This window comes from Mycobacterium sp. NTMscope_MAC_12, assembly GCF_976985675.1.
Genome location: NZ_CDRJYY010000001.1, coordinates 766,378 through 783,693, shown reverse-complemented (window position 1 = coordinate 783,693; position 17,316 = coordinate 766,378). Strand labels below are relative to the sequence as shown.

Here is a 17,316-nt window from a genome sequence, read left to right as displayed (position 1 = left end):
CAACTGGTTGGTCGGGACTATACCCAGTCGTTGAGTACCGATTCGGCGTCGGCCACCGGCGCAGCGGGACGCGGTGTCTCCGGCGCGGTGCGGGAGAACCGCGGCGCGGGCCGCGGCTGCAGGCCGCCGTCGACCTCGTAGAAGGTGTCCCGCTCGGTGATGTGCGGCTCGGTCTGCACCTCACCGAAAGCCAGCACCGGCGTCACGCACGCGTCGGAGTCGGCGAACACTTTGGCCCAGTGGTCACGGTCCTGGCTGGCGAACTTCTCGGTCAGCACCGCGCGTAGTTCCGGCCAGCGGCCGACGTCGTTCTGCCCGGGCAGGTCCGCCCCGTCCAGGCCCAGCCCGGTGAGCATGGCGGCGTAGAACTGCGGCTCGATGGCGCCGACCGCGACGTAGCGGCCGTCGGCGCATTCGTAGGTGTCGTAGTAGGGGGCGCCGCCGTCGAGCAGGTTGGTGCCGCGCGCGTCGGTCCACATGCCCGACGACCGCATCTGCCACATCATCTGGACCAGCACGCTCGAGCCGTCCACCATCGCCGCGTCGACAACCTGCCCCTTGCCGGAGGTCTGCCGCTCCCACAGCGCGGACAGGATGCCCAGCAGCAGGAACATCGAGCCCCCGCCGAAGTCCCCGACGAGGTTCAGCGGCGGGACGGGCCGTTCGTTCACCCGGCCGATGGAGTGCAGGATGCCGTTGAGCGAGATGTAGTTGATGTCGTGGCCGGCCTGCTGGCTGCGCGGACCGGTCTGGCCCCAGCCGGTCATCCGGGCGTAGACCAGGCGGTCGTTGACCTTCGCGCAGTCTTCGGGGCCGAGGCCGAGCCGCTCGGTGACGCCCGGGCGGTAGCCCTCGATCAGCACGTCGGCCTTGGCGATCAGTTTGAGGACGAGGCCGCGGCCTTCGTCGGACTTCAGATCGGCGGTCACCACGCGGCGGTTACGCATCATGGCGTCCTTTGCCACACCGCCCGGACCGGACGACGGGCGGTCGATGCGCACCACGTCGGCGCCCAAGTCCCCCAGGATCATCGCGGCGTGTGGGCCCGGCCCGATGCCGGCCAACTCGACGACGCGCAGTCCCTTCAACGGTCCAGCCATGATCCACCGACCTTTCGTCCGCTCCGACGACATTGACCGTTCGTGCTCAAACAACCGGTCGTTCGACATCTTCGCAGCCGTGCCCGCGGCCCGCGCAGCCCGGTCACTTATGGTGAGCCCATGCCTTCATCCGCGATCGCCACCCTCGCCCCAGTCGCAGGCCTCGACGTCACGCTGTCCGACGGCGTGTTCTCGGTGACCATCAATCGGCCCGACAGCCTGAATTCGCTGACCATTCCGGTGATCACCGGGATCGCCGACGCGATGGAGTACGCGGCGACCGACCCCGAGGTCAAGGTGGTGCGGATCGGCGGCGCCGGACGCGGCTTCAGCTCCGGCGCGGGCATCAGCGCCGACGACGTGTCCGGCGGGGGCGCCGTCCCGCCGGACGAGATCATCCTCGAGATCAACCGGCTGGTGCGCGCGATCGCCGCGCTGCCCCACCCGGTGGTCGCGGCCGTCCAGGGACCCGCGGCCGGGGTCGGTGTTTCCATCGCCCTGGCCTGTGACGTCGTATTGGCTTCGGAGAGCGCGTTTTTCATGCTCGCCTTCACCAAGATCGGGTTGATGCCCGACGGCGGCGCATCGGCGTTGATCGCGGCCGCGATCGGCCGGATCCGGGCCATGCAGATGGCGTTGCTTCCCGAACGGTTGACCGCCGCCGACGCACTGTCCTGGGGGCTGGTCACCGCGGTTTATCCGGCCGACGACTTCGAGGCCGAGGTGGACAAGGTGATCGCGCGGTTGTTGGGCGGCCCGGCCGTCGCCTTCGCGAAGACCAAGCTGGCGATCAACGCGGCCACGCTCACCGAATTGGATCCCGCGCTGCAGCGGGAATTCGACGGACAGTCGGTGCTGCTGAAGTCCCCCGACTTCGTCGAGGGCGCAACGGCCTTCCAGCAGCGCCGCACGCCGAACTTCACCGATCGCTGAATGTCGTTGCGCTGACCCGGCGCAACGCTTGAGTCCGCGTCGATGCGGTAATCCTCCTCGTAAGACCCCAATGGCTGACGAGCGACGGAGGATCGATGCCCGAACCCGTGCGGTGCTTGGTGACCGGCGCGACCGGCTACATCGGCGGGCGCCTGGTGCCCCGGCTGCTCGAGGACGGTCATCACGTACGGGCCTTGGCGCGCAACCCCGACAAGCTGGCGCAGGCGCCATGGCGCCGGCACGCGGAGGTGGCGCGCGGTGACCTCGGTGACGTCGATTCCCTGATCGCCGCGTTCGACGGAATCGACGTGGTGTACTACCTGGTCCACTCGATGGGAAGTTCGAAAGACTTCGCCGCCGAGGAGACCCGCGCCGCCCGCAATGTGGTGACCGCCGCACGGCGCACCGGGGTGCGTCGGATCGTGTATCTGAGTGGACTGCATCCGGAAAACACCGACCTCTCACCACATCTCGCGTCGCGCAAAGCCGTCGGGGAGGCCCTCATCGACTCCGGCATCGAGACCGTGGTGCTGCAGGCCGGGGTGGTCATCGGCTCGGGATCGGCATCGTTCGAAATGATCCGGCACCTCACCGACCGGTTGCCCGTGATGACCACGCCGAAGTGGGTGCACAACAGAATCCAGCCGATCGCGGTGCGCGACGTGCTGTACTACCTGGCCGCGGCGGCTTCTGTTTCGAGCGCCCCGGTCCCGAAGTCACGAACTTGGGACATCGGTGGACCCGACGTGTTGGAGTACGGGGACATGATGCGGGTCTACGCCGAGGTCGCCGGGCTGGGCAACCGCTACCTGTTCGTACTGCCGTTTCTGACCCCGGCGATCGCCAGCCTCTGGGTGGGGCTGGTGACCCCGATTCCGTCCGGCCTGGCGCGGCCACTGATCGAGTCGCTGGAATGCGATGCGGTGGCGCGTGATTCCGATATCGACATGATCATCGAGCCGCCACCGGACGGACTCACCGGATACCGCCGCGCGGTCGAGTTGGCGCTGCAGCGCGCAAAGCGCGGCCTCCCCGATGCCAGCTGGTCGTCGCTGCGGTCCGAGCCGGCCGAGCCGCTGCCCAGCGACCCCGACTGGGCCGGCGAGATCGTCTACACCAGCGTGCAGACCGCGACCGCCGCCGCCGCGCCCGCCGACGTATGGTCGGCGGCCCGCGCCGCGACAGCCGCGCGCCGCTGGCAGCGACGCCTGCCGCTGTCGGGCTGGGGCGTGGAGGAAAGCGATCCCGGCGCCAGGCTGCGGCTGCACTCCATGCCGGGTCGAGTAGGCCGGGCCTGGCTGGAGATCACCGTGCGGCCGGACGGCGGCGGCAGCCGGTACACGCAACGGGTGATCTTCGTGCCGCGCGGCGTCGCTGGCCGGATGTACCGGCTCACGGTGTGGCCGCTGCGGGTCGCCGCCCTGCGCGCTCTGGCGCACAACGTCGTCTCGTCGGCCTGACTCAGACGCCGAACATGGGCGGCAGGGCCAGCACCATGATCAGCCCCCAGCCGACGTGGGTCAGCACCGGCGCCAGCACGCCGCCGCTGGCCCGGCGCTCCAGCGCGCACACCGTCCCGAGGATGATCGCGGCGAATCCCAGCATGGGGTTGCCGCTGGCCATGGTCGCGGCGGTGTAGAGCAGCGTGGAGATCAACACCGGGTGATACCGGCCCAGCGCGGTGTAGAGCGCGCCACGGAAGAACAGCTCCTCGGCGACGCCGTTGATCACGGTGATCAGCACCACCAACACGAAAGAGCCTTGATGGGCGAAGAGCAGCACCCGGGTGATCAGCTCGGAGACGGCCGGGATCTCTCGGGCGATCAGCCCGCCCACGACGAACGCGCCACCGACGAGCAGGCCGACGGTCGTTCCGGTGATGACCGGCCGCTGGTTGCGGCCCCGCCAGCAGATGCCGCCCAGGTGCAACGGACCGGAGACCAGCGCACCGGCGGTCCACACCGCCGCGAGCGCCAGGGTCAGCCAGTAGAAGCTGGCCTCCCCCGGATGGCGCCGCAACGAGTACCCCAGCACCGCCGCGCCGACCACCAGCGTGATCGCGACGATGACGCGGCGCCGCCGCACCACGGACGGCGATTCATGGTGCGGCACAGCAACATTGGTGACGGCGCGGCGCAACTCGGCGAAGGCGCTGCTGTGGTAGGGGGTCGTTGACTGGCTCATGCGGGACGCACCTTCGGGGTCAGGGCGATCAGAACGTCGAGGCCGGTGCGAAGCGCTCCGGCAACCGGACCGGGGACCCTGTTCACCAGCCCCAGGGTCGGCCGCACGATGGGGGGTGTGACGCGCTGGGCGAGTTGCCGGATGCGCCGCGCGTCGCCACCGGCCCAGGCGGCATCGGTGTTGGCGAGGTCGTGCGGATCGGCCAGGGCATTGACGGGGCGCGGCCGCTGATTCGACCGGCCGGCCAGGGCCAGCGCGATGGCGTCGTCGATGCCGAGCAGGCCGCCGGGCGGATCGGGCACCCGGTCGCGCAGGTCGCTGACGGACGCCACCATCGGGTGGTCGAGCGACTGGACGAGGTCCCCGGCCAGGCCCGGGGGCACCGGCAGGGCGACGCCGGTGATCAGCGAGGCCAGCGTCGTGTCGACCCTGCCGACCGACAAGCCGGTATGCCATCGCCCGGAGATGCGGGCATAGGTCTTGAGTAGCCGGCGGTAGGACGTGGTTTCGGGCCCGGAGATGTCATATGCCCCGGCCGGCACCCGGTCGGGATCGGCCGCGGCGACGAGGTAGTGCAGGACGTCGCGGATCGAGATCGGGTCGATCGGGTTGTCCATCCAGCTCGGAATCGGGATGACCGGGAAGCGATCTCCCACGTAGCGCATCATCTCGAACGACGTCGAGCCGGCACCGATGATCATCGCCGCGCCCAGCCACACGAGCTCCGGGCCGTCGGGGACGGTGAGCGCCTCGGCCACCTCGGCCCGGCTGGTCAAGTGCTCGGACAAGGCCTCGTCGGCGGGCACGAAACCGCCCAGGTAGACGATGCGGCGCACCCCGGCGTCGCGGGCCGCGGTCGCGAGGTTGGCAGCCGCGGACTTGTCCGCGTCGCGGAAACCGGGCTGACCGATGCCGTGCACCAGGTAATACACCACGTCAACGGGGCCGCAGCCGGCGAAGGCGGCTCGCAGCGAATCCGGGTCAGCGGCGTCGAGGGTCACCGGCGTGATGTCGTCGAACCAGCCGAAGCGCTTGAGACGCAACGGGTTTCGAGTTGCGGCCGCAACCTGGTGCCGGTTTTGCAGCAGCGCCGTGACCAGTCGTGATCCCACATAGCCGGTGGCACCGGTGACCAGAACCCGCATACCCCGACCCTAGCCCGACGACCAGGCCCCTGGCCCGCGCGACGCAAAGACGGATTTGAACCGGTGCGGCGGCGGCATCGTTCCCGGGTGCATGAAGAAGTTCACTGGGGGCACCGCGGACGTCGCGGTGAAATATCCGTCCATCGCCGGCGTGGCGGTGAAGTTCCCGCCCAACCGCTATACGCAACACGAGGCCATCCGCGCGCTGACCGACATCGCCGGCCCCGATTTTCGCCGCTTCGGCCTCAGCAGCGGCGTCGAATTCCGCAACACCGCGTTGCGGCTGCCCCGCTACCGCGAGCTGAACGGCTTCACCGAGGCCAACGACGCCTATCTCGACGTGGCGCTCGACCTGGGCGAGCAGGCGCTGGTGGCGGCCCTGGACGACGCCAAGGTGAAGCCGTCGGAACTCGACATCGTGTTTTCGACGACGGTCACCGGCCTCGCCGTTCCGACGCTGGAGGCCCGCTTGGCGACGCGGGTCGGGCTGCGGCCCGACGTCAAACGCGTCCCGCTGTTCGGGCTGGGCTGCGTCGCCGGCGCGGCCGGGGTGGCGCGCATGCACGACTATCTGCGCGCCTTCCCCGACCACACGGCCGCGCTGCTCGCGGTCGAACTGTGCTCGCTGACCATCCAGCGCGACGACACGTCGGTCGCCAACCTGGTCGCCACCAGCCTTTTCGGCGACGGCGCGGCCGTGGTGATCAGCGAAGGCGCCCAGCGCACCGGCGCCGAACACACCGGCCCGCGGGTGCTGGCCACCCGTAGCCGGATCTATCCCGACACCGAAGACGTCATGGGCTGGAAGATCGGCGGGGACGGATTCCGCATCGTGCTCTCCGCCGACATCGCCACCATCGCCGAGAAATACCTGGGCGATGACGTCCGCGAATTCCTCGCCGATCACGGGTTGCGCCCGCACGACGTCACAACCTGGGTCTGCCACCCGGGCGGGCCGCGGGTGATCGAGGCCGTCGAGAGCGTGTTGGACCTGCCCGCGGACGCCCTCGACCGCACGCGAAAGTCGTTGCGGGAGAACGGCAACCTGTCGTCGGTCTCGGTGCTCGACGTGCTCGCGGCCAACATGGCCGATCCGCCGCCACCGGGCTCGATCGGCCTGATGATCGCGATGGGGCCGGCGTTTTGCTCCGAGCTGGTGCTGCTGGCCTGGTAGGGCTGGTAAAGACTGTATCCATGTATTACCTGCTGGTGCTGGCCGTCGGGGTCGAGCGCGTCGCCGAGCTGGTGGTGTCCACCCGCAACGCGCGATGGTCGTTTACCCAGGGCGCCAAGGAGTTTGGTCGATCGCACTACCCGGTGATGGTGGTCATCCACACCGCGCTGCTGGTCGGCTGCCTCGTCGAACCGTGGGCGCTGCACCGGCCCTTCATCGGTTGGCTGGGCTGGCCGATGCTGGCGGTGGTGGCGGCCAGTCAGGCGCTGCGCTGGTGGTGCATCACGACGCTGGGCCGGCGGTGGAACACCCGGGTGATCGTGCTGCCGGCGGCCCCGCTGGTGCGACGAGGTCCCTACCGCTGGCTGCACCATCCGAACTATGTTGCAGTGGTGGCGGAAGGGTTGGCGCTGCCGTTGGTGCACACGGCGTGGCTGACCGCGGCCATCTTCACCCTGGCCAACGCCGCGTTGCTGAAGGTGCGTCTGCAGGTGGAGAACTCGGCTCTGGGTTACACATGAGCGATTACGACGCGGACCTGCTGATCGTCGGCGGCGGTCCGGGCGGCCTGGCCACGGCGTTACACGCTCGACGCCTTGGACTTTCGGTGATCGTGGCCGAGCCGCGCGAGAGCCCCATCGACAAGGCGTGCGGCGAGGGGCTGATGCCCGGCGGACTGGCCGAACTGACCGCGCTGGGCGTCGACCCGGTGGGCATGCCGTTTCACGGCATCGCCTATGTGAGCGAACAACGGCGGGCCCAGGCTCGGTTTCGCGGGGGGCCCGGGCGCGGCGTGCGTCGCACGACGTTGCACGCGGCGCTGGCCGCGCGCGCCAAAGAGCAAGACACCGACTGGATCCGCACGCGGGTGACCGGCGTCCGGCAGGATGCGCACGGCGTCTCGGCCGCCGGGGTGCGCGCGAAATGGTTGGTGGCGGCCGACGGCCTGCATTCTCAGGTCCGGCGGGCCGTCGGCATCGCGGCGAGCGCGGGGACACCGCGACGCTACGGCGTGCGCTGGCACTACCGGGTGCCGGCGTGGACCGACTTCGTCGAGGTGCACTGGTCGCGCTGGGGCGAGGCGTACGTGACGCCGGTCGAGCCCGATCTGGTCGGCGTGGCGATCCTGTCTCGTGGACGGCCCGACCTGGCCTGGTTCCCGCGGCTGGCCCGGCAGCTGGACGGCGCCGGCGCCGGGCAGCCCCGCGGCTGCGGCCCCCTGCGCCAGGTGGTCTCGCGGCGCGTCGCGGGCCGCGTCCTGCTGGTCGGCGACGCCGCCGGTTATGAGGACGCCCTGACCGGCGAGGGCATCAGCCTCGCCCTCAAGCAGGCCGCCGCGGCCGTCGAGGCCATCGCCGACGAGACTCCCGCCTCGTACGAGAAGGCGTGGCACCGGATCACCCGCGACTACCGGTTGCTCACCCGCGGGCTGGTGCTGGCCAGCACGCCGCCCGCGGTGCGGCGCGCCGTCGTGCCGGCGTGCACGCTGCTACCCGGCGTGTTTCGGCGCGGGGTGAACATCCTTGCGCACTGACACGGGGCTTTGAAGCGCGAGCAGACGCAGAATCGCGTTGTGCGGGCAGTTCGCGTGCGATCTGTGTCTGCTCGCGCCTTTTAACGCGCCTTCCAGACCGGGTCCCGCTTCTCGGCGAACGCCAGTGGTCCCTCCTTGGCGTCCTCGGAGCGGATCAGGACCCGCATCTCGCGCACGGTGCGTTCCCAACCCGGCTCGTCGTCGACGACGACCCCGTCGTCGACGCCGTAGGCGACCCGCTTGCTGGCCTGCACCGACAGCGGCGCGTTGACGGTGACCCGCGCGGCCAGCGCCAGCGCGGCGTCCAGCACCGATCCCTGCGGGGCGACCTCGTTGATCAACCCCCACTCGCAGGCGGCGGCCGCGGTGAGCGGATCACCGGTCAGCAGCAGCTGCATCGCCACCTTGCGGGGCAGCTGCTGCGCGATGCGGAAAACGCCACCGGCGGCGGCGATCAGCCCGCGTTTGACCTCGGGGAGCCCGAACTGGGCCCGCTCGTCGGCCACCACCAAATCACTGGCCAGCGCCAGCTCGGTGCCGCCGCCCAGGGCGGTCCCGTTCACCGCCGCGATGGTCGGCTTGTCGATGAAGTGGTGGACGTAGCCGGCGAAACCCCACTCGGGATGGTCGGGGTGGTAAAGGTTTTCGCGGCGAGCGATCGCCTTGAGGTCGGCGCCGGCGCAGAACGACTTGTCGCCTGCGCCGGTGAGCACCACCGCCCGCACCTCGGGATCGTGTTGCGCCGCTTCCAGCGCATCCCCGACGCCGATGCTGACCGCGGCGTTGACCGCGTTGCGGGCCTCCGGCCGGTTGATGGTTATCACCATCACGTTGCCCCGGCGTTCCGCCAGGGCGCCGGGCGCTTCCGTCACAACAGTTCCACGATGGTGGCGTTGGCCTGGCCGCCGCCCTCGCACATGGTCTGCAGACCGTAGCGAATCCCCTTGTCCCGCATGTGATACAGCAGGGTGGTCATGATCCGGGCGCCCGATCCGCCGAGCGGGTGGCCCAGCGCGATGGCGCCGCCGTTGGGGTTGAGCTTCTTCTCGTCGGCGCCAATGTCCTTGAGCCACGCCAGCGGGACGGGCGCGAACGCCTCGTTGACCTCGTAGGCGCCGATGTCGTCGATGGACAGCCCGGATTTCTTCAGCACCTTCTGCGTCGCCGGGATGGGCGCGGTCAGCATGATCACCGGGTCGGCCCCGGCCAGCGACGCGGTGTGCACCTTGGCGATCGGTTTGAGGCCCAGCTCCTTGGCCTTCTCGGCCGACATGAAAAGCAGCGCCGCCGAACCATCGGAGATCTGCGACGAGTTGCCGGCGTGGATCACGCCGTCCTCCTTGAACGCCGGCTTCAGCGAGGCCATCTTCTCCATCGGCGTGCCGCGGCGGATGCCCTCGTCCTTGAGGACGACGTTGCCGTCCTGATCCTTGATGCCGACGATCTGGCCGTCGAAGGCGCCGGAATCCTGTGCGGCCGCGGCCTTTTCGTGCGAGGCCAACGAGAATTCGTCGAGCGCGGTGCGGTCGAAGCCCCACTTCTCGGCGATCATCTCGGCGCCGATGCCCTGGTTGGGGATCTGGCCTTCGTAGCGATCCAGGAAGGCCTGGGAGTACGGCCTGCCCCCGTTGGCCAGCGACGCCCCCATCGGGGTGCGCGACATCGACTCGACGCCGCCGGCGACGACGACGTCGTAGTGCCCGGCGATCACCCCGGCGGCCGCGAAGTGGATGGACTGCTGGCTGGACCCGCACTGGCGGTCGACGGTCACGCCGGGGACGGTCTCGGGCCAGCCGGCGGTCAGCAGCGCGGTGCGGCCGATGTCGAGGGCCTGCTCGCCGGCCTGCATGACGCAGCCCCAGATGACGTCGTCGACGATGCCCGGATCGACGCCGGCCCTGTCGACCAGGCCGTTGAGCACCTGCGCGGACAGATCCGCCGGGTGCAGCCCGGACAATCCGCCGTTGCGCTTCCCGATCGGTGAACGCACTGCCTCGACGATGACGGCTTCAGCCATGGTCTTGTCTCCTTTGACACGTGGACTTCGAAAGAGTTGAGTCTTGCCTCGATTGTCAACCAAGGGGTTGGGAGGGCGAACCCCGGGGTGCTTCTCCCCCGTATCGACCGAGGTGACCAACTACGCCGTCGCACGCGCTACCGCATGTGCGAGCGGATTCGAAAGCCACGTAAAGCAGGCCGGCACAGCCGTTTTGGGTGGCGCGACCAAGTCGCGCCGCCCTCAACCGGCGGGGTAGGCGATCGACTTGATCTCGGTGTACTGGTCGAACCCGGCGACACCGTTCTGGCGACCCACGCCGCTTTCCTTGTAACCACCGAACGGGGTGTCGGCGCCGTAGGGGGCGCCACCGTTGACGCCCATGAAGCCGGCCTTGATGCGGCGGGTCACCGACAGCGCACGCTCGAGGGAACCCGCAAACACGTTGCCGGCCAACCCGTACACGCTGTCGTTGGCGATCCGGATCGCGTCCTCCTCGTCGTCGAACGGAATGACCGAGAGCACCGGGCCGAAGATCTCTTCCTGCGCGATGGTCATCTTGTTGTCGACGTTGGTGAAAAGCGTTGGCCGCACGAAGTATCCCTTGTCGAAACCCGTCGGCGCGTCGGGACCGCCGACCAGTGCGGTGGCACCTTCTTCCACACCCTTCTTGATGTAGCCGGTCACCCGCTCGAGCTGCCGCTGCGAGATCACTGGGCCGCACAGCGTGCCGGGGTCCTGCGGGTCGCCGCACGTGACGTTCTCGTAGATGTTCTTGAGGATCTCCACGCCCTCGTCATAGCGGGACCGCGGCAGCAGCAGCCGGGTCGGGTTGGCGCAACCCTGACCGGCATGCATGCACGGCGCGATGCCGACCATGCAGGCCGTCCCGAAGTCGGCGTCCTCCAGCACGATGGTGGCCGACTTGCCGCCGAGCTCGAGGAACAGCCGCTTCATGGTGGCGGCGCCCTTTTCCATGATCCGCTTGCCGACCACCGTCGAACCGGTGAAGGAGATCAGGTCGACCTTCGGTGACAGCGTGAGCTCCTCGCCCACGAAGTGGTCCGACGCGGTGACGACGTTGACCACGCCGGCGGGGATGTCGGTCTTCTCGGCGATCAGCCGGCCGAGCCGGGTGGCGTTGAACGGCGTGTTCGGCGCCGGCTTGAGCACCACCGTGTTGCCGGTTCCCAGCGCCTGGCCGAGCTTGTTGAGGGTGACCTCGAACGGGAAGTTCCACGGCACGATCGCGCCGACCACACCGACCGGCTCCCGCCATACCTTGCGGGTGGTCAGCGTGCCCGTGAGGCTGATGACCTTGTCGCCCAGGTCGGTCTCCCACGCGTACTCGTCGATCAACCGGGCGGGATAGCGCAGCCCGTCTTCCAGCGGGGCGTCCAACTGGGGGCCGAACGTGATGGCCCGCGGCGAGCCGACCTCGAGGATGAGTTCCTCGCGCAGTTCTTCCTTCTCCGATTCGATCGCCTCGTGCAGCTGCAACAGGCAGCGCTTGCGCAGTTCGCGGTTGGTCGACCAGTCGGTCTCGTCGAAGGCGCGTCGGGCGGCGTCGATGGCCCGCTGCATGTCCTCCTTCGAGGCGTCGGCAACCTCGCCGAGCGGCTCCTCGGTGGCCGGGTTGATATTGGTGAAGGTGCCGGCCTGCCCGTCGACGAGCTTGCCGTCGATCATCATCTTCGGCTCGAAGCGGACCTTTACAGCCTCAGTCATATCTGTCACTCTCTTCTGGGTCGTTGAGGGGCTACGGAGAGCCTTACCGGAAACTAGCCGATTGGCAAGGTGTAGCCGGCCGCGGGGCCGCTTAGTGCGGGTCGAACAGCACCGGCACCGACGTCGGCGACCGGAAAACCTGCCCGCGGATGTGCGGATCGTCCGCGTCCGGGTCCAGCCGAAGGTTCGGCAGCCGGTCGAGCAAAAGGTTGATGGCGGTGCGCATCTCGAGCCGCGCCAGGTGCATGCCGAGGCAGACGTGCACACCGTGCCCCCAGCCCAGGTGGCTCTTGGGTGCGCGGAAGATGTCGAACGTGTCCGGTTCGGGATAGCGGTCTTCCTGCCGATTGGCCGCACCCAGCATCGGCATTACCGTCGAACCAGCCGGTATCGGCACCCCGCCGAGCTCGGTGTCGCGGGTGGCCACCCGGGTGATGGTCAGCAGGGGCGGTTCCCACCGCACGCCTTCCTCGATGGCCTGCGGCAGCAGCGACCGGTCGGCGCGGATGGCGTCGAGCTGCACGGGGTCGGACAGCAGCGCCAACAGCAGGCTGCCCAGCGACCGGTAGGTCGTCTCCACCCCGGCGGGCAGCAGCAGGCGCAGGAACGAGTAGATCTCCTCGTCCTCGAGTTTCTCGCCGTCGATCTCCGCCTGGGACAGAGCGCTGATCAGATCGTCCTGGGGCTCGGCGCGGCGGGACGCGAGGATCGGCGCGAAGTAGTCGCACAGCGCGGCCGAGGCGGCAAGGCCGCGTTCCGGGTTCAGGATCCAGCTCAGCAGCGAGATGGACCAGCGCTGAAACTGCGGGTAGTCCTCCTGCGGCAGGCCCAGCAGGCCGGCGATGATCTGGCTGGGGTAGTCGAAGGTGAATTCCTTGACCAAATCGGCCTTGCCGTGGGCGGCGAACTTGTCGATCAGGCTGTTGCCCACGCGGCCGACCAGCTCGTCTTCCCACCGCGCCAAGGCCTTCTGCGAGAAGGCCTTGGACACCAGTGATCGCAGCCGGCCGTGCACCGGCTCGTCCATGCCGAGCATGACGCGCTCCCCCAGCACCGGGCCGAACGCGGCGATGACGGCCGCCGAGGAGAACGTCTCGTTGTCGCGCAGCATCTGCTGGGCTTCTTCGTGACGGTAGACGATGAAGACGGGCTTGGATTCCTCATGCGGCATCCCCGACGTGTCCAGGCGTTGAATCGGCTCCTCGCGGCGCAGCCGGGCCAGCTCGGTGTACGGGTCGCGCACGTCGCCCGAGACCGCGTCGTCGAACGCGCCGAAGTCTTCCAAGTCGTCGAAAAGTTGCTCCACTATTCCCCCTCGTTTCCTTTGTGGCGCTTGGCCGCCAGCGATGCCAGGCGCTGCAGCACCGGTGCCGGAAGGATCTTCGCGGCCATCACCATCGCCTTCTGGCTGGCGGTCAGCGGCCACGCCCCGCCCCGCATCGACCCCTGTCTCGGTATGCCCAGCACGATCCGCGACAGGTGGTGCATGCCCGAGGCGGGCAGGATCCTGTTGGCGGCCAGCAGGATCGACGCGTCCGGGCCGATGCCGCGGCGGCGAAACGGCTCCCGGTCATCGAGCGCCTTCAGCAGGCCGTCGGCGAAGCGCTCGGGCGGCCGGGCCATCTTCATCGCGAAGCGGCCGCGGCTGTTCATGGTGTTGTGCAGCCGGGCGTACGGGCCGGCGAAGTCGCGATCGTCGGTGGTGCCGGCGTCGGTGATGATCTCGGTGTCATACGTGCCGGCGACCACCACGGTGACCCCGAGACCGAAGGGCGCGATCTCACACGCCATCGACTCCCCCCACCGCTCCAGCGCCCCCTTGGCCGCCGAGTACGGCGCGGTGGCGGGCTGGCCGCGCACTCCAGCGGCGCTGGACACCAACACAATTCGCCCCGCACCCGCCGCCCGCATCGACGGCAGCAGAGCCTGGGTGAGCGTGACAGGCCCCAGCACGCTGGTAGCAAGCATGCGCTGCCACAACGCCAGATCGGTTTCCTCCACCATTCCGGCCGCGGAGATGCCCGCGTTGTGCACCAGCGCATACGGTGCGCCCACGGCTTCCTCGATTGCCTTGGCCGCCGCGGTGATTGACGCGGTGTCCGTCAGGTCGAGCTGCACACCGATCAATCGTTCGTCGTCGGACGGCGTCAGCCCCTGGTCCTGAATCGCCTGACGCAGCAGCGGCATTCCCTGGTCGGGTGTGCGCATGGCCGCGACGACGCGCCACCCTTCCCGATACAGCCGCACCGCCGAGGCGAACCCCAGCCCGCGCGACGCGCCGGTGATGACGACCGTGCGCGGCTCAGCCATGGTTGCTCGGTGCGGGGGTTGCGCACGCGCCTTCGCCCGGTGGCGGGGGCTCGACGTGGGGCCGACCGTTGGGCTCTCCGCTCGCCCACGTCGACCAGATGCCGACCGAGAACGGACCTTGCGCGCCGGCCTTCTCGTAGAAACCTTGCGGGTCATAGACTTTGGCCTCGGGGTACGGCCACGGGCAGGCCACCGAGGTGGCGGCATGGCTGACCTTGATGACCCAGAACCAGCCGCCGTACGCGAAGTAGGACACGTTGATGATGACGAACATCACCAGGAAGGTGCCCAGCACCGGTCGCCCCGGGAACAACTTCGCCTTTGCGGCAAGCTTTTCCGCGACCGATTTCCCGGTGTCGTCGCGATAGCACAGGATCGCGGCCGGCACCATCACGAAGCACACCGAGAACGACTCCCAGATCAACGGGAACTGAAATGTCGTGCCGGTGAACACCGATCCCCACGGAATGACCTGCGAGTAGATGTACATGCCCCAGTGGACGAGGGTGTTCTCCAGGAATGCGTCGAAAACGAAACCGATCACCAGGGTGATCAGACCCAGGCACACCAAGGGGTGCCGCGACGCATAGCTCGCGGGCCCGTATTTCGCCTGCAGCTTGCGCAGCAGCCAGACGGCCGGGAAGTAGGGGCCGAAGTAGAACATCACGTAACCGAAGACGACGAACGGCTCGACCGTCGGCGACAGCGAAACCAGCGGCCAGGATTCCGGCCAGTGCACCAGATCGGGGTTGTAGACCGCGAATGGCGACCAGTTCATGATCGGGTCCTGCCACACGATCAGCGTGGTGCACAAGAACATCAGCATCGCCGGGCTGCCGGGGTTGCGGCGCCAGCCCCTGATGAAGACGATCAACAGCACGATCAGCGCCACCACGGTGGCCCAGTCCAGGAAGTCGATGTAGTCCAGCCCGAACATGAACTTCACCGGGCGCGGCCGCCCCTGCACGTTCGGATTCGCCACGCGCGGGTCAAGGGCCACCCGGCAATTCGCGATGAAGAACAACACGAAGGCGGCCAGCGCGGCGCCGGAGATCCAGCCGCCCCAGCCGCGCCTGTTGGTTCGCGGCGGGGAAACCGCTTCCTGTTGCGCGGCAGGCGGTGTGGACTGTTCGGTGGACATCGTCGTCAGCCTTCCTCGCCGAAGCGATCAACCAGGTGCGAGTTGACGCCATCGGCATCGAGCGTGCGGGCCACGAGATACCCGGCGCCCATCCATGCCCGCCGCGTCCACTTGCCGAAGGAGATCCGGGTTCCGGGCGCCCCGGAGGCGGCGGGCATCATCTTCACCCGCTCCAGCGCCTCCTTGATTCCGCGCGGGCTGAGCGGGTGCGCGTCGGTGAACGCGCGCACGAGTGTCGCGGCGACGTCGCGATTCACCACGGTCACGCAGAACTCGGGCCGGCTGCCGTTGTACCGCTTCGCGTAGCTGTCGAGGAAGTCCTGGCCGATCCGGTTCGCCTCGTCGTACTGGTCGACACCGATCCAGCCCATGAACGCGTTCCACATGATCGGGTTCACCCAGGCGTTCTGCCACGCGGTGGTGGTGAAACGGGGCGGGTCCCAGGCGAGAGCCTCGAGGGCCGGGTTGATGAAGACGATTCCGAATCCGAATCCCAGGTGCACGATCGCCTCGGCCTTCGCCTCGTGCAGCGTCCGCACCGCAGCGTTGATGTCCTGGGCGGTCTGGGCGATTTCAGCTTCCGCCACGATCCGAATGCCCTTGCGCCGACAGGCACTTCGCAGGTTCTTCAGGTAGCTCTCGCCGATGAGGCTCTGCTCGACCAGGACACCGATCTCGGCCAGTCCCCGTTTGGCGATCAGGTCGGCCAGGAAGATGGGTTCATCGGTCATGGATCCCTGGGGGAATGCGAAGGTCCACTCGCCCAGCCAATCGTCGGTGCCGGTCACACTGATCGCGGGCACCTTGAACCGCTCCTCGATCGCTTCGCGCAACGGCACGCAGTTATCGGTGATGTTGGGGCCGAAGACCACCAGGCAGCCCTCGTCGACCAGTTCGCCATACGCATCGATCACCGCCTTGACCGAACCCTTGGGCAGGCCCTCCACCTCGCGGTAGATCATCTGCACCGGACGGTCCATCAGCCCCTGGGCGACCGCCTCTTCGAAGATGAGGTCGAAGGTCTGGGTGAAGGACGCGAACAGATCATCGGGAAACCCCGGCGGCAGCGTGAAATCCATCAGGTAGCCGACCTTGATCGGCTCAGCGCTGCTTTCGTAGGACATCTGACCTCCCGGGTGGCATGTTCGCGCGTCCCCAAATAAAAAACCTAATATTTGTTCAGACACTAGCGGGGGGCGATATGCAGCGTCAATCGTCGTGCTCGCCCAGGTAAATCTCGATCATCTCGCCCAGGGCCTTGCCCACCGCCACGTCGTCGGTGAGCGGCCCCGCGATGGCCGCGCGGGCCGCCTCCCTCATGCTCAGCCCCTCGGCCACCAGCTTGCCCGCCGCGATCAGCACGCGCGTCGACGCGACTTCACGCAATCCGCCCGTCTCGAGCCGGCGAATCGCCTGACCGAAACGGACCAACTCGGCCGCGGTGGCAGCGCCCACGCCGGCCTCGTGCGCGACGATTCCCTCTTCGACATCGACTGCGGGGAAGTCGAATTCGATCGCGACCATGCGCTGACGTGTCGAATCCTTGAGATCCTTGAGCACGCTCTGATACCCGGGGTTGTACGACACCACCAGGCCGAATCCGGGGGCCGCGTCCAGCGTGACGCCGAGTCGCTCGATGGGCAGCTGGCGCCGGTGGTCGGCGAGCGGATGCAGGACCACGGTGGTGTCCTGGCGGGCTTCGACCACTTCGTCGAGGTAGCAGATCGCGCCCTCGCGCACGGCCCGGGTCAGCGGGCCGTCCACCCAGACGGTCTCGTCACCGCGCAGCAGATACCGCCCGACCAGGTCGGCGGTGGTCAGGTCGTCATGGCAGGCGACGGTGATCAGCGGCCGGCCCAGGTCGTAGGCCATCGCCTCGACGAATCGGGTCTTCCCACAGCCCGTCGGGCCCTTGAGGACCAGCGACAGGCCCTGGCGGTACGCCGCCTTGAAGACGGACTCTTCGCCGCCGACCGCCTGGTAATAGGGCCGCACTCCCTTTGCGTCCGCGTCGGACGGACCGCGGTTGAAGTACGCAAGCCCGGACTCGTTGGCCATAGCTTCCCTTCAG

16 protein-coding genes are annotated in these 17,316 nt (G+C 68.5%); 5 read left to right on the top strand and 11 right to left on the bottom strand.

The window, feature by feature from the left end; genetic code table 11:
• Positions 1-17: 17 nt before the first annotated feature.
• A complete protein-coding gene (locus AC0KS4_RS03825) occupies positions 18-1,100 on the bottom strand; it encodes a CaiB/BaiF CoA transferase family protein (RefSeq protein ID WP_225328143.1) in 1,083 nt (360 codons plus the stop codon).
• A gap of 120 nt (positions 1,101-1,220) precedes the next feature.
• Here AC0KS4_RS03825 and AC0KS4_RS03820 point away from each other — a divergent pair, with 120 nt between their 5' ends.
• Together AC0KS4_RS03820 and AC0KS4_RS03815 are read left to right on the top strand one after the other, a co-directional pair.
• The gene (locus AC0KS4_RS03820; protein WP_225328142.1) at positions 1,221-2,033 is read left to right on the top strand and encodes an enoyl-CoA hydratase; all 813 of its coding nucleotides are present in this window, start codon (positions 1,221-1,223) and stop codon (positions 2,031-2,033) included.
• Between the two features lie 95 nt (positions 2,034-2,128).
• Positions 2,129-3,493, top strand: a complete 1,365-nt coding sequence (locus tag AC0KS4_RS03815) for a DUF2867 domain-containing protein (RefSeq protein WP_225328141.1) — start codon at positions 2,129-2,131, stop codon at positions 3,491-3,493.
• Position 3,494: 1 nt separating this feature from the next.
• On the opposite strand, the gene AC0KS4_RS03810 is transcribed toward AC0KS4_RS03815, so the two are convergent.
• Positions 3,495-4,217 carry a CPBP family intramembrane glutamic endopeptidase gene (locus tag AC0KS4_RS03810; protein ID WP_225328140.1) on the bottom strand — a complete coding sequence of 241 codons (723 nt, stop codon included), beginning with the start codon at positions 4,215-4,217 and terminating at the stop codon, positions 3,495-3,497.
• On the bottom strand, positions 4,214-5,362 hold the full coding sequence (locus AC0KS4_RS03805; RefSeq protein WP_225328139.1) for an NAD(P)H-binding protein: 1,149 nt from the start codon (positions 5,360-5,362) through the stop codon (positions 4,214-4,216). The genes AC0KS4_RS03810 and AC0KS4_RS03805 overlap by 4 nt, the downstream gene beginning before the upstream one ends.
• Positions 5,363-5,453: 91 nt before the next feature.
• On the opposite strand from AC0KS4_RS03805, the gene AC0KS4_RS03800 reads away from it, so the two are divergent.
• Genes AC0KS4_RS03800 through AC0KS4_RS03790 form a run of 3 tightly spaced genes read left to right on the top strand, consistent with a single transcriptional unit; the run spans position 5,454 to position 8,070 of the window.
• Entirely contained in the window at positions 5,454-6,536 is a 1,083-nt protein-coding gene (locus AC0KS4_RS03800) for a type III polyketide synthase (RefSeq protein WP_238958152.1), read from the top strand.
• Between the two features lie 20 nt (positions 6,537-6,556).
• Positions 6,557-7,057: an isoprenylcysteine carboxyl methyltransferase family protein gene (locus AC0KS4_RS03795; RefSeq protein WP_225328137.1), complete on the top strand. Its 501-nt coding sequence runs from the start codon at positions 6,557-6,559 to the stop codon at positions 7,055-7,057.
• Positions 7,054-8,070, top strand: a complete 1,017-nt coding sequence (locus tag AC0KS4_RS03790; protein WP_225328136.1) for an NAD(P)/FAD-dependent oxidoreductase — start codon at positions 7,054-7,056, stop codon at positions 8,068-8,070. The genes AC0KS4_RS03795 and AC0KS4_RS03790 overlap by 4 nt, the downstream gene beginning before the upstream one ends.
• 80 nt (positions 8,071-8,150) lie before the next feature.
• Here AC0KS4_RS03790 and AC0KS4_RS03785 read toward each other — a convergent pair whose 3' ends face one another.
• The 8 genes from AC0KS4_RS03785 to AC0KS4_RS03750 form a co-directional block, all read right to left on the bottom strand.
• Positions 8,151-8,942 carry a crotonase/enoyl-CoA hydratase family protein gene (locus tag AC0KS4_RS03785; RefSeq protein ID WP_225328135.1) on the bottom strand — a complete coding sequence of 264 codons (792 nt, stop codon included), beginning with the start codon at positions 8,940-8,942 and terminating at the stop codon, positions 8,151-8,153.
• Positions 8,939-10,087: a thiolase family protein gene (locus tag AC0KS4_RS03780; RefSeq protein ID WP_225328134.1), complete on the bottom strand. Its 1,149-nt coding sequence runs from the start codon at positions 10,085-10,087 to the stop codon at positions 8,939-8,941. The genes AC0KS4_RS03785 and AC0KS4_RS03780 overlap by 4 nt, the downstream gene beginning before the upstream one ends.
• A gap of 222 nt (positions 10,088-10,309) precedes the next feature.
• Positions 10,310-11,794 carry an aldehyde dehydrogenase family protein gene (locus tag AC0KS4_RS03775; protein WP_238958153.1) on the bottom strand — a complete coding sequence of 495 codons (1,485 nt, stop codon included), beginning with the start codon at positions 11,792-11,794 and terminating at the stop codon, positions 10,310-10,312.
• A 91-nt stretch (positions 11,795-11,885) separates the two neighbouring features.
• Positions 11,886-13,100 carry a cytochrome P450 gene (locus AC0KS4_RS03770; protein ID WP_238958154.1) on the bottom strand — a complete coding sequence of 405 codons (1,215 nt, stop codon included), beginning with the start codon at positions 13,098-13,100 and terminating at the stop codon, positions 11,886-11,888.
• Positions 13,100-14,104 (bottom strand): SDR family oxidoreductase, encoded by a 1,005-nt coding sequence (locus AC0KS4_RS03765; RefSeq protein WP_225328131.1) that lies wholly within the window; start codon positions 14,102-14,104, stop codon positions 13,100-13,102. Before AC0KS4_RS03765 ends, AC0KS4_RS03770 begins: the two co-directional genes overlap by 1 nt.
• On the bottom strand, positions 14,097-15,245 hold the full coding sequence (locus AC0KS4_RS03760; RefSeq protein ID WP_225328130.1) for a spirocyclase AveC family protein: 1,149 nt from the start codon (positions 15,243-15,245) through the stop codon (positions 14,097-14,099). Before AC0KS4_RS03760 ends, AC0KS4_RS03765 begins: the two co-directional genes overlap by 8 nt.
• A 5-nt stretch (positions 15,246-15,250) precedes the next feature.
• Positions 15,251-16,369 (bottom strand): ABC transporter substrate-binding protein, encoded by a 1,119-nt coding sequence (locus AC0KS4_RS03755; protein WP_238958155.1) that lies wholly within the window; start codon positions 16,367-16,369, stop codon positions 15,251-15,253.
• An 85-nt stretch (positions 16,370-16,454) separates the two neighbouring features.
• On the bottom strand, positions 16,455-17,303 hold the full coding sequence (locus AC0KS4_RS03750; protein WP_238958156.1) for a CbbQ/NirQ/NorQ/GpvN family protein: 849 nt from the start codon (positions 17,301-17,303) through the stop codon (positions 16,455-16,457).
• Positions 17,304-17,316 lie beyond the last annotated feature (13 nt).